Below are 12,532 nucleotides of genomic sequence, written 5' to 3'. Positions count from 1 at the left end.
TGGCCATGGCGCAGATGCCATCCATGGCCAATTCGCGGAAGGTGGACTGATTTCCTTGTCTCGGTGGACCTCTGCAGTGGGCGCGGCCCAGTTGGCCCGTCAGCTCGCCGCCCAGCAGCCCCGGCCGGCCGGGCCCGGCACCCGTAAGCCCCCCGCCTACCGTGCGCTCGCCGACGGCATCCGGGTGCTGGTGCTGGAGGGGCGGGTGCCGGTCGGGACCAGGCTGCCCGCCGAACGGGAACTGGCACTGGCGCTGGCCGTCAGCCGGACGACGGTGGCCGCCGCCTACGAGGCGCTGCGCACGGAGGGCTTCCTCGAATCCCGTCGCGGAGCGGGGAGCTGGACCGCTGTCCCGGCCGGGAACCCGCTGCCCGCGCGCGGCCTGGAACCGCTGCCGCCCGAATCCCTCGGCTCCATGATCGACCTGGGCTGTGCGGCTCTGCCCGCGCCCGAGCCGTGGCTGACCCGGGCGGTCCAGGGGGCCCTGGAGGAGCTGCCGCCGTACGCCCACACCCACGGCGACTATCCGGCGGGCATTCCGGTCCTGCGGCAGATGCTCGCCGACCGGTACACGGCCCGCGGTATTCCCACCATGCCCGAGCAGATCATGGTCACCACGGGTGCGATGGGCGCGATGGACGCCCTCTGCCATCTGTTCGCCGGGCGCGGTGAGCGGATCGCCGTGGAGTCGCCGTCGTACGCCAACATCCTCCAGCTGATGCGCGAGGCCGGGGCCCGCCTGGTGCCCGTCGCCATGCAGGAGGGGCTCGGCGGCTGGGATCTGGACCGCTGGCGGCAGGTGTTGCGGGAGGCGGCGCCCCGGCTGGCGTACGTCGTCGCGGACTTCCACAATCCGACCGGCGCGCTGGCGGACGATCACCGGCGCCGCGCCCTGGTGGAGGCGGCCCGCTCCGCGGGCACCGTGCTGGTCGTCGACGAGACGATGTCCGAACTCCATCTCGACGAGGGCCTCGACCTGCCCCGGCCGGTCTGCTCCTTCGATCCGGCGGGCAGCACGGTGGTGACGGTCGGCTCCGCGAGCAAGGCGTTCTGGGCCGGGATGCGGATCGGCTGGGTCCGGGCCGCCCCCGATGTGATCCGCTCCCTGGTCTCCGCCCGCGCCTACGCCGATCTGGGGACGCCCGTGCTGGAGCAGCTCGGCGTCAACTGGCTGATGGGCACCGGGGGCTGGGAGGAGGCGGTCGCCGTGCGGCGGTCGCAGGCGCGGGAGAACCGTGACGCGCTGGTCGCCGCCGTCCGCCGGGAGCTTCCGGAGTGGGAGTTCACCGTGCCCGGCGGCGGGCTGACCCTGTGGGTGCGGACCGGTGGTCTCTCGGGCTCCCGGATCGCCGAGGCCGGTGAGCGGGTCGGGGTCCGGGTGCCGTCGGGACCGCGGTTCGGGGTCGACGGGGCCTTCGAAGGGTTCGTACGGCTGCCGTTCACGGTCTCCGGCCCGGTCGCGGAGGAGGCGGCGGTACGGCTGGCGGCGGCGGCACGCCTGGTGGAGAAGGGCGGTACGACGGGCGCGGAGGGACCCCGTACCTTCGTCGCCTGACGGGCGCGGGCCGCCGGGACCCGCGTGGCGCGGAAGGCCCCGGCGTACCGAGTGAACCGGCGGGCGGTGCCCGGGGTACGCGCGGGGCGCTCCGTGGCCGTGGCGGGCCCGGTCCCCGCGCTGTTCCTCAGCCCTCCGCGGGGACCGGGCCCGGTGCCCCGGCCGGCGCCGTCCGCCCGGCCGTGAGCTCCACGGGTTCGGCGGCGGCCGGTACCTGCGGCAGCTCGTCGTGGCGCTCCGGAAGCAGTTCCAGTACGGCTTCGCGCAGGCCCTCCGAGGTCGCGTCGTCGTAGGGGTCCGGGACCGCCGGGACCTGGAGCCGGAGGACCGGTCCGGTGCCGAGCCGGGCATAGCCGCGGCCCGGTGGGGTGTGCGGCAGGGGTGTGGTCGGCGGCGGACCGCCGAGGACCGCTTCGACCTGCTCCGCGCGCAGCGGCCCCAGTACCACCCGGGCCCGGGTGTGGGTCCGTACGGCCTCGGTCAGATCGTCGAGGCAGTCCGTCTGCTCGGCCACCACCACGACCACCCCGGCCGCCCGGCCGTGCCGCAGCGGGATCCGGAGCAGCTCCTGCGGATCGGGCCGGCCGTCCGCCGCGGCCAGATGTCCGAGGGCGGACGGCCGGTCCACCAGGATCCACAGCGGCCGCCGGGTGTCCGGGGGCGCGGGCAGTCCGGCCTGGCGGGCCCGGTTCGCCGCGATCAGCCGCCGCTCGGTCTCCCGGGACGCCCACTCCAGCGCGGAGACCGCCCCGGCGAGGGAGGACTCGACGGCCGGTACCCCGACCCGGCCCGCCAGACAGGCGTGGTCGCCGGTGCCGCCGCCCTCCACGACCACGACATCGCCGTGGGGGAGGGCCTGGAGGGCGATCGACCGCAGCAGGGTCGAGGTGCCGCTGCCGGGCTCGCCCGCCACCAGCAGATGGGGTTCGGCCGAGCGGGGCCCGGTCCGCCAGATCACCGGGGTGGCGTCCCTCGGTGTTCCGCCGTCCGGGTGGCCGGCCGGTTCCGTGTCCAGGACCGGGAGGGTCCGGGGGACCGCGCCCTCGTCGGTGAAGCCGAGGACGGTCTCGCCGGGGGCGGTGACGAAGCGCTGGGCGGCGACCGTGGCGGGCAGCGCGGGCAGCACGGTCATGAAGAGTTCGTTCGCCTCCTCGTCCCAGACGAAGCGGTACTCCCGGCCGCGGCCCGATTTGGCGTGCAGCACCTGCTCGACCCGGGCCCGGGCCGCCGGTTCGCCGTCGGTGAAGTACGCCGGATACGTGATGCGCAGCGCGGTCGGGCGCCCCGCGCCGTCGAAGGCGGGGTCGTGCAGGGCGGACTGCCACTGTCCGCCGTGCGCGAAGAGCGGAGCCGGGTCCTCGGGAACCGAGAAGTACGGCACCAGGGCCTCGTAGACGGCCTGGAGCCGCGCGGTCGCGGCCTCGTCGGGCCCGGTGTCCACGGGCGGCCGCGCCCGCCCCTTCCAGGCGGCCGCGGCCATCACCGTGATCAGGGCCGTGAGGGGCCCGTACGGGATGAACGCGACCGCCAGGACTCCGGCCCCCGTGAAGAAGAGCGTGGGACCGCGCTTCTCCTTCGGGGTGTCGGCCCATTTCCGCCGGGCCAGTCCGGTCAGCTCCCGCAGCCCCCGGGAGAGGGTGATCAGCGGGTGGAGGACGTCCGCGGCACCGTCGGCGGCCGACCGCGCGAACTCCCGGCTCCGGGCGAGCTGCGCGGTTCCGCTGCTCAGAATGCGGGGGAGTGGTCGCCGGGCCACGTCGTACTCCTCGGGGGTTCGGGGCGGGATGAGCGGGACGGGGCGGCCGTCAGAACTTGATCCCGCCCAGGAGGCCGGCGAGGCTCTCGCTGCCGGCCGTGATGCTGGGGGCGATCGCGGTGCCCGCCAGGAAGAAGCCGAAGAGCGCGCAGACGAGGGCGTGGGACGCCTTGAGTCCGTCCTTCTTGAAGAAGAGGAAGACGATGATCGCGAGCAGGACCACGCCGGAGATGGAGAGGATCATGATGTTCTCCTGGGTGAGGGGACAGTCACCTTGAGTACTTCCAGCCTCACAGGAAGTGCATATGTGATTAAAGGTGCAAAAGGGTGAAAAGTTGTGCATTTCACTGCACTGGGGGATGGTGTCGTGCCGCCGGGGCCCCGATGGGGCCGCCCGGCACCCCCCGGAGCGGCCGCGCCGCCGGGGGAGTGCTGCGCGCCGGGCCGGACCGGACGGCGTGGCAAATGTCCCCGTCCGTGTCCCGCCGTGGGGTGGATCCCGGCGGGAACGGGCGGTGGCGGCACGCCGCGCGGGCAGTACGCTGTCCGTCGCTCGTACGGCCGTTCCCGCCGTACTCCCAGGTCGGATGGCCGGAAACGGAGCGAATCCCAGTGAAAGGCGGTCCCCGAGATGAGTGAGTCCCCCGACCGGGACGTGGTCGAACTGGCCACCAAGGTCTTCGACCTGGCGCGCCGGGGGGAGACCGAGGCGCTCGCCGCGTACATCGACGCCGGAGTGCCCGCGAACCTCACCAACGACCGCGGCGACACCCTGGTGATGCTGGCGGCCTACCACGGCCACGCGCCGGCGGTCGAAGCCCTCCTCGCCCGCGGCGCCGCCGCGGACCGGGCCAACGACCGAGGCCAGACGCCCCTCGCCGGCGCCGTCTTCAAGGGCGAGGACGAGGTCGTCCGGGTCCTGCTGGCGCACGGCGCCGATCCCGCGGCCGGAACCCCGTCCGCCGTGGATACCGCGCGAATGTTTGGGAAGACAGAGCTTCTGGAGCTGTTCGGGGAACCCGGCGACCGCTGACCCCCGACCCGGCCCGCGCCGTTCGTCACGGAGAGTTTCCGGCGCCCTCCCCGGGGGCCTCGCGCGCGCTGCGCGAGGCCCCCGGGGAGGGGCGTCGTAAATGTGGTCGCGGTGGCGATATGGGTGGGTCATCATGACGACGGGTCCTGCCCCGGACATCACCGGGATTTCCCCTGGGACCCACCGACGAGAGGCGAGGAAGATGGTCGATACCCAGCAGAGGGCGCGGACGACGCACCACCCGGTGAGGAACTGCTCCTCGGGCCGCTGCGCGGCCTGACCGTCTTCGTTCCCCGGTTGCGTCGAGAGCTTGATGTGAGGCTTTCCCCATGTTCGAACCAGTCATAGCGCCGAGCGGTACGCTGCTCGGCCTGCTGCAGAGGGGCCGCGGAGACGGCACCCTGCACGCGCTGGCCGCCCCCCGCGGCGAGGCGCTGGCCGCCCTCAACCACTGTGTGCTCAACGACCCCCGCCACGACTGGCAGGTCGAGAACCGCTCCCTGTACTACGCCCGGCTCTACCTCGACCTCCACGGGGGCCTGGACGAGATCCGGCGGCACCTGGGCGGTGCCGAGGACGCCGTGGACGACGACGAGAGCAGGACCGGCCTCGCGCTCGCCGTCCTCGGACACCTCGCCTCGTACGGCAGGCGGGACGCCCTCGCACTGCTCCGCGACTACGCGGCCCGCGGCGCCAACTGGCAGTGGGCCCTCGACGAGCTTGCGCTCCGTGACGACGACGCGGGACTGCGCGCCCTCGCCGAACCCGTCCTCGCCCGGTTCCCCGCCACGCCCGAGGGCGAAGCGGAACTGGCCGTCGCCGTCCGCGACGCCTACGAACCCCGGCCGTGGCGGCTCTGGGAGGAGGACCCCCGGGCCGCCGTCGGCGGCCGCGTCCGCGCGGCCAGGGAAGCCGGCTCCTTCGACCGCTGGCAGCGCCAGCTGCGCCCGACCGGCCCCCGGCCCGGCTGGAGCGTGCAGGCCGTCTTCGACTGGGCCGACCAGGGTCTGGAGCGCGGCACCCCGCTGCATGTGCCCGCCGCCCGCTGCCTGGCGGCCGTCGCCGTCGACGCCGACCGGCCCGCCATCGTCGTGGCCGCCCGCGACGGCGCCGACGGCGCACGCTGCGCCGCCCTGCACTACCTCGCCGAACGCCAGGACCCCGTACTCCTCGACCTCGTCGAGTACGCCGTCGCCACCGGCTCCCGTACGGTCGCCGAGGCCGCCGTCGCCGCCTTCGAGCGCATGTGCGGCGAAGCCGCGGTCGACCGGGCCCGGAGCTGGGTCCACCGGCCCGACGCCCTCGGGGCCTCGGCCGCCGGTGTGCTCGCCTGCCGGGGCGGGGCCGGTGACAGCATGCTCGTCCTCGGCGCCCTCCGGGAGACCGTCCGGGCCGACGGCCCCGATGCCCCCTTGTTGTGGACCCTCGTCGACGGCACCGGCCGGCTCGGCATCACCTGCGCCGCGCCCGTCCTGCGCCATGTCTACCGGGAGACGGCCTCCTCCGGGCTCCGCGGCCGCGCCGCCAGGGCCCTGGCCGCGACCGACCCCACCTTCGTCACCGGCTTCGCCGTCGAATGCCTGTGGGACTGCGAGGAGACCACCAGGGAAGTGGCCGCCCGGCACGCCGAGACCGGTGATCTGCGCGTCGCGGAGAGACTGCGCCGACTGGCCGCCGATCCGGCGGAGGAGGCCGAGGTCCAGACCGCGGTCCGCAGCAGAATGGTCCCGGAGGCCCCTTCGCACTGATCGCCCGCCGGTGTCCGGGGCGCCCGGCACCCCGGACACCACCGGCCCTCCGCACGATGCCGCCGGGCAGGCGCCCCGCTGCCCGGAACGGCCCGGGGGCCCGGCGGCCCGCAGGCCCCCCGGCCCACCCCGCGACGCCGCAGGACCCCGGGCCCGATGCCGCCGGGCGTGCCCGAGCCGTACCGCTCCCGGCAGCCGCGGTTGCCGCAGAGGCAGCGCTGCCCCGGGCGGCCCGCGCGATCCCGTGCCGCGCCCCGGGTGTCCCCGTACCGCGGCGGCAGGCATCCGCGCCCAGGGTGTTTCCGTACCCCGGCGGCAGCGTCCGCACCCCGTGCACGGGCCCGCCGCCCCGCCCCGCGCCACAATGAAGGCATGACGACCGGACGCTGGGAGTTCTGGATCGACCGGGGCGGCACCTTCACCGATATCGTCGGGCGGCGGCCCGACGGACGGCTCGTCACCCGCAAACTCCTCTCCCACGACCCCGGTCGCTACCGCGATGCCGCCGTCGCCGGAATCCGGCTGCTCCTCGGCATCGGACCCGGTGAGCCCGTACCCGCCGAACGGGTCTCCGCCGTCCGTATGGGCACCACCGTCGCCACCAACGCCCTGCTGGAACGGTGCGGCGAACCCACCGTCCTGCTGATCACCGAAGGCTTCGGCGACGCCCTCTCCATCGCCTACCAGAACCGGCCCCGGATCTTCGACCGCCGGATCGAACTGCCGCCACCGGTGTACGAACGCGTCGTCGAGGTCCCCGAACGCGTCGACGCGCACGGCGGTATCGTCCGCCCTCTCGACCTGGCCGCCGTCACCGAACGGCTCGCCGCCTGCCGCGACGACGGACTGCGGGCCGCGGCCGTCGTCCTGCTCCACGGCTACCGCCACCCCGGCCACGAGACCCTCGTCGCCCGCGCCGCCCGCGACCTCGGCTTCACCCAGATCAGCTGCTCGCACGAGGTCAGCCCCCTGATCAAACTGGTGCCCCGCGGCGATACGACCGTCGTTGACGCCTATCTCTCGCCGATCCTGCGGCGGTACGTCGACGAGGTCGCCGCCGAACTGCCCGGCATCCGGCTGATGTTCCTCCAGTCCAACGGGGGACTGAGGGAAGCCGCCCACTTCCGCGGCAAGGACGCCGTGCTGTCCGGCCCGGCGGGCGGCGTCGTCGGCATGGCCCGTACCGCCGCACAGGCCGGATTCGAGCGGGTCGTCGGCTTCGATATGGGAGGTACGTCGACGGACGTCTCGCACTATGCGGGCGAGTTCGAACGGGCGCAGGGCACCCTCGTCGCCGGGGTCCGGATGCGTGCCCCCATGATGAACATCCACACCGTCGCGGCAGGCGGCGGCTCCGTCCTCCACTTCGACGGCCGCCGCTACCGCGTCGGGCCCGACTCCGCGGGCGCCGACCCCGGCCCGGCCTGCTACCGGCGCGGCGGCCCGCTGACCGTCACCGACGCCAATGTGATGCTGGGCCGGATCCAGCCCGCCCACTTCCCGGCCGTCTTCGGCCGGAGCGGGGACCGGCCGCTCGACGCCGGCACCGTCCGGGAGCGGTTCACCGCACTGGCCGCCCGCGTCCGGCGCGACACCGGCACCGCCCGCACCCCGGAGCAGGTCGCCGCCGGCTTCCTGGAGATCGCCGTACTCAATATGGCGAATGCCGTGAAGAAGATCTCCGTACAGCGCGGCTACGACATCACCCGCTACGCACTCAACTCCTTCGGCGGCGCCGGGGGCCAGCACGCCTGCGCCGTGGCGGACGCCCTCGGCGTCGGCACCGTGATCGTTCCGCCGCTCGCCGGGGTGCTCTCCGCCTACGGCATCGGCCTCGCCGACGCCACGGCCCTGCGGGAGGAGTCCGTGGAGGCCGCCCTCGCCGACGCCACCATCGAACGGGTCCGCGAACGGTCCGGACGGCTCGCGGACCGGACCCGCGCCGAACTCCGCGCCGACGGGGTGCCCGACGCTTCGATCACCACCCGCGCCCGGGTGGTCGTCCGGTACGCGGGCACCGACGCGGGGCTGCCCGTGCCCCTGGACACCGCCTCCGCCGTACGGGAGGCCTTCGAAACCGTCCACCGCGCCCGCTACGGCTTCGTGATGGACAAGCCCCTGGTCGTCGAATCCGTATCGGTGGAGGCCACCGGCACGGCGGCAGGGGAGTACGGCTCCGGGCAGCCCGCGCCCCCGCCCGCCGACCGGCCCGCCGCTGACGGGCCCGCCGACCGGCGGACGGCGGACCGCGATGCCGCCGGCCCCCGGACGGCGGACCGCGATGCCGCCGGCCGGCCGATCGCCGGCGGCCGGGACCGGGACCAGCCGCCCGCCGACCGGCCCGCGCGCGGTACCGGAGCCCGTACCGCCGCCGGGACCGGCGCTCCGGACCACCCCGCGCCCCGGGACCACGTCCCCCTGTTCCTGTCCGGAGCCCACCGCTCCGTACCGCTGTACCGGCGTGACGACCTGCACCCCGGGGACACCGTCACCGGACCCGCGATCCTCGCCGAGGACGACGCCACCACCGTCGTCGACCCCGGCTGGCGGGCCGCGGCCGCCACCGGCGGACACCTGCTGCTCACCCGCGCGACCCCCCGCCCCGCCCGGACGGCCGCCGGAACCGCCGCCGACCCCGTCCTGCTGGAGGTCTTCAACAACCTCTTCATGTCCGTCGCCGAACAGATGGGCGTCCGGCTGGAGAACACCGCCCACTCCGTCAACATCAAGGAGCGGCTCGACTTCTCCTGCGCCCTCTTCGACGCCGAAGGCAACCTCATCGCCAACGCCCCGCACATCCCGGTCCACCTCGGGTCCATGGGCGACTCCATCAAGGAGGTGCTGCGGCGCAACCGGTCGGGAGAGGGGCCCGGAATGCGGCCCGGCGATGTGTACGCCATCAACGACCCGTACCACGGCGGCACCCATCTGCCCGATGTCACGGTGGTCACCCCGGTCTTCGGCGGACCGGACGGCGACCTGCTGTTCCTGGTGGCGTCCCGCGGCCACCACGCGGAGATCGGCGGGATCACCCCCGGCTCCATGCCCGCCTTCAGCACCACCGTCGACGAGGAGGGCGTCCTCTTCGACAACTGGCTTCTGGTACGGGACGGGCGGCTGCGCGAGAAGGAGACCCGGGCCCTGCTCACCGGCGCCCGATACCCCTCCCGGGCCCCCGACGCCAATATCGCCGATCTGCGCGCCCAGATCGCCGCCAACGAGAAGGGCGTCGCGGAACTCCGGCGGATGGCCGACCAGTTCGGCCTCGACGTCGTCCACGCCTATATGCGGCACGTCCGCGACAACGCCGAGGAGTCGGTCCGCCGGATCGTGGCCCGGCTCGGTGACGGATCGTACGCGTACGAGACCGACGCCGGGGCCGTGATCCGGGTCGCCGTACGCGTCGACCGGCAGCGCCGGAGCGCGGTGATCGACTTCACCGGCACCTCGGCCCAGCAGCCGGGCAACACCAATGCGCCGACGTCCGTGGTCACCGCCGCCGTGCTCTATGTCTTCCGTACCCTCGTCGCCGAGGACATCCCCCTCAACAGCGGTTGTCTGGAACCGCTGGAGATCCGGGTGCCGCCCGGTTCGATGCTCGCTCCCCGGCCGCCCGCGGCGACCGTCGCGGGCAATGTGGAGACCTCCCAGGCCGTGACCGGCGCCCTCTACGCGGCCCTCGGAGTCCAGGCGGAGGGCTCCGGCACCATGAACAACGTGACCTTCGGCAACGACCGGGTCCAGTACTACGAGACCGTGGCGAGCGGTTCGGGAGCGGGCGACGGCTTCGACGGCGCGGACGCCGTCCAGACCCATATGACCAACTCCCGGCTCACGGACCCCGAGATCCTCGAATGGCGCTATCCGGTACGGGTCGACTCCTTCTCCGTACGGCGCGGCAGCGGCGGCCGGGGCCGCAGGCACGGCGGGAACGGAGCCGTACGCCGTATCCGCTTCCTCGAACCGATGACCGTCGCCCTGCTCACCGGCCACCGCCGGATCGCCCCCTACGGCATGGCGGGCGGCGGCCCCGGCGCCCTCGGCGAGAACTCCGTCGAACGCGCCGACGGAACCGTGACCCCGCTCTCCGGCACCGACACCACGGAGGTCGCCCCGGACGACGTCCTGGTCGTGAAGACCCCCGGCGGCGGGGGCTACGGCCCCGAACCGGCGGGCGGCCGGGACCTCAGCGCGCGGTGACGAAGCGGACCGGGGTGCCCGGCACGGCCTGGGCCGCCCCGGGGAGATCACGGGCGTCGACGACCGCCACCACCGGATAGCCGCCGGTCGTCGGATGGTCGGCGAGGAACACCACCGGCCTTCCGTCCGGCGGGACCTGCACCGCGCCCAGCACCATCCCCTCACTCGGCAGCTCCTCCGGCCGGGTCCGCCGCAGCACCGGGCCCTCCGTACGCATCCCGATCCGGTTGCTCGCCGCCGCCACCCGGTGTCCGCCCGACAGCAGCACCCGCAGGGCGTCCGGGCCGAACCAGTCGTCACGGGGACCCGGCCGGACCCGCAGCACCAGTTCGGCGGGCGGACCGGCCCAGGGCATCACCCCGCCGGTCACGGCCGGCGGCCCGGCCGGAACCCCCAGCGGCAGCTCCATGCCCTCCGCCGCCACCGGAGGCCCCAGACCCGACAGGAGATCGGTGGAGCGGCTGCCGAGGACGGGCTCCACCGCGATACCGCCCGCGAACGCGGCGTACGTCCGCACCCCGCGGACCGCCCGCCCGATGTCCAGCACCGCCCCGGCGGGCACCCGCACGGGCGCCCCCCAGGCCACCGGACGGCCGTCCACCCGCACCGCGCAGGGCGCACCTCCGACGGCCACCGTGACCGTCCGGCGCGGCCGCACCGCGCAGCCGCCGACCGTGGTCTCCAGCACGGCGGCCCCTTCCGCATTGCCCACCAGCCGGTTCACCCAGCGGGCCGCGGGCGCGTCCAGGGCTCCCGAACGGGGCACCCCGAGATGGGCCCGGCCCGGCCGGCCGAGATCCTGCACCGTGGTCAGCGGGCCGGCCCGGACCACCACGACCACCCGGTCCTTCACGGCCCCTCCACGACGAACCGCACCCGCGCCCCCGGCGACAGCAGCGCCGCCGGATCCCGGCCCGGATCCCACAGCGTCAGCTCCGTCCGGCCGATCAGCTGCCAGCCGCCGGGCGAGGAACGGGGATAGACACCGGTGTACGGGCCGGCCAGCCCCAGCGCACCCGCGGGCACCGAGGTCCGCGGGGTGGCCCGGCGGGGCACCGCGTACCGCTCCGGCAGCCCGGTCAGATAGCCGAAGCCGGGGGCGAACCCGCAGAACGCCACCCGGAATCCGGCCGCCGAGTGGATCGCGGCGACCTCCTCCTCCGCCACCCCCCACAGCGCCGCCACCCGCGGCAGATCGGGCCCGTCGTAACGGACCGGCACCTCGACCACCGCCTCCGCCCGCGCCCCGGCCGGCCCGAAGGTCCATCCGGCCAGCTCCGCCGCGAGCCGCCGGGGATCCGCGACCCCGTCGAGCAGCACGGTCCGGGCCGCCGGAACGATCTCCGTCACCGGCGGCAGTCCGCCCGCGGCCCGCCGCCGCAGCACCTCGGCGTGGAACGCCCCGACCTCCTCCCCGTCCGCGAGTTCGACCAGCAGCGCCCGGTCGCCCGCCGGCAGTACCCTCATCCGAACGCCTCGACCCGTATCCCGGCCTCCTCCAGACCCGCCCGCACCCGGCGCGCCAGCGCCACGGCCCCGGGGGTGTCCCCGTGGACGCACAGGGACCGGGGCCGTACCGCGACGGTCCGCCCGCAGCGGGCCCCGACCACCCCGGACCGCGCCATGCTCACCGACCGCTCCACCACGGCCGCCGGGTCCGACAGCACCGCCCCCGCCTCGCCGCGCGGCACCAGCGTGCCCTCCGCGGTGTACGCCCGGTCCGCGAACCCCTCGGTGACCACCGGCAGTCCGGCCTTCTCCGCCAGGGAGTGCAGCGCGGAGCCCGGCAGCGAGAGCAGCGGCAGCCGTCCGCCCGCCAGCCCCACCCCCTCCACCACGGCCGCCGCCTGCTCCTCGTCGCGCACCACGCGGTTGTACAGGGCGCCGTGCGGTTTGACGTACGACACCCGGGACCCGGCCGCGCGGGCGAAGACCTCCAGAGCGCCGATCTGGTAGGCGACCTCGGCCGCCAGCTCGGCCGGCGGCACCTCCATCGCCCGCCGCCCGAAACCGGCGAGATCCCGGTATGCCACCTGGGCGCCGATCCGTACCGACCGCTCGGCCGCGATCCGGCACACTTCCCGCATGGTCGCCGCGTCTCCCGCATGGAAGCCGCAGGCGACATTGGCGCTGGTCACCACCGACAGCAGCTGCTCGTCGTCGGTGAGCCGCCAGCGGCCGAACCCCTCGCCCAGATCGGCGTTGAGGTCGATGGACGCCTCAGTCATCCGTCTCCTCCT

At 74.9% G+C, this 12,532-nt stretch carries 9 protein-coding genes; 4 read left to right on the top strand and 5 right to left on the bottom strand.

Annotation, left to right across the window (positions count from 1 at the left end):
- The first annotated feature begins 55 nt into the window (after positions 1-55).
- Positions 56-1,555 carry a PLP-dependent aminotransferase family protein gene (locus ACIQ9E_RS13135; RefSeq protein WP_403706299.1) on the top strand — a complete coding sequence of 500 codons (1,500 nt, stop codon included), beginning with the start codon at positions 56-58 and terminating at the stop codon, positions 1,553-1,555.
- Between the two features lie 127 nt (positions 1,556-1,682).
- Here the strand turns inward: ACIQ9E_RS13135 and ACIQ9E_RS13130 are convergent, their stop codons facing one another.
- Together ACIQ9E_RS13130 and ACIQ9E_RS13125 are read right to left on the bottom strand one after the other, a co-directional pair.
- On the bottom strand, positions 1,683-3,311 hold the full coding sequence (locus ACIQ9E_RS13130) for a hypothetical protein (RefSeq protein ID WP_403706297.1): 1,629 nt from the start codon (positions 3,309-3,311) through the stop codon (positions 1,683-1,685).
- Between the two features lie 49 nt (positions 3,312-3,360).
- The gene (locus tag ACIQ9E_RS13125; RefSeq protein WP_006350415.1) at positions 3,361-3,555 is read right to left on the bottom strand and encodes a hypothetical protein; all 195 of its coding nucleotides are present in this window, start codon (positions 3,553-3,555) and stop codon (positions 3,361-3,363) included.
- 387 nt (positions 3,556-3,942) lie between these two features.
- Here ACIQ9E_RS13125 and ACIQ9E_RS13120 point away from each other — a divergent pair, with 387 nt between their 5' ends.
- From ACIQ9E_RS13120 to ACIQ9E_RS13110, 3 genes are all read left to right on the top strand, one after another.
- Entirely contained in the window at positions 3,943-4,344 is a 402-nt protein-coding gene (locus ACIQ9E_RS13120; protein WP_403706295.1) for an ankyrin repeat domain-containing protein, read from the top strand.
- A 329-nt stretch (positions 4,345-4,673) separates the two neighbouring features.
- Positions 4,674-6,092, top strand: coding sequence for a HEAT repeat domain-containing protein (locus ACIQ9E_RS13115; RefSeq protein ID WP_403706293.1), 1,419 nt, complete (start codon positions 4,674-4,676; stop codon positions 6,090-6,092).
- 372 nt (positions 6,093-6,464) lie between these two features.
- Positions 6,465-10,292 (top strand): hydantoinase B/oxoprolinase family protein, encoded by a 3,828-nt coding sequence (locus ACIQ9E_RS13110; protein WP_403706291.1) that lies wholly within the window; start codon positions 6,465-6,467, stop codon positions 10,290-10,292.
- On the opposite strand, the gene ACIQ9E_RS13105 is transcribed toward ACIQ9E_RS13110, so the two are convergent.
- The 3 genes from ACIQ9E_RS13105 to ACIQ9E_RS13095 are packed head-to-tail and all read right to left on the bottom strand — an operon-like array spanning position 10,279 to position 12,520.
- The gene (locus ACIQ9E_RS13105; protein WP_403706289.1) at positions 10,279-11,145 is read right to left on the bottom strand and encodes a biotin-dependent carboxyltransferase family protein; all 867 of its coding nucleotides are present in this window, start codon (positions 11,143-11,145) and stop codon (positions 10,279-10,281) included. The two genes, ACIQ9E_RS13110 and ACIQ9E_RS13105, sit on opposite strands and share 14 nt — an antisense overlap.
- Positions 11,142-11,759, bottom strand: a complete 618-nt coding sequence (gene pxpB, locus ACIQ9E_RS13100; RefSeq protein WP_403706288.1) for a 5-oxoprolinase subunit PxpB — start codon at positions 11,757-11,759, stop codon at positions 11,142-11,144. The genes ACIQ9E_RS13105 and pxpB overlap by 4 nt, the downstream gene beginning before the upstream one ends.
- On the bottom strand, positions 11,756-12,520 hold the full coding sequence (locus tag ACIQ9E_RS13095; protein WP_403706286.1) for a LamB/YcsF family protein: 765 nt from the start codon (positions 12,518-12,520) through the stop codon (positions 11,756-11,758). Before ACIQ9E_RS13095 ends, pxpB begins: the two co-directional genes overlap by 4 nt.
- Positions 12,521-12,532 lie beyond the last annotated feature (12 nt).

This window comes from Streptomyces sp. NPDC094448 (assembly GCF_044763775.1).
GTDB lineage: Bacteria > Actinomycetota > Actinomycetes > Streptomycetales > Streptomycetaceae > Streptomyces.
This window is presented reverse-complemented; position numbering and strand designations above follow the sequence as displayed.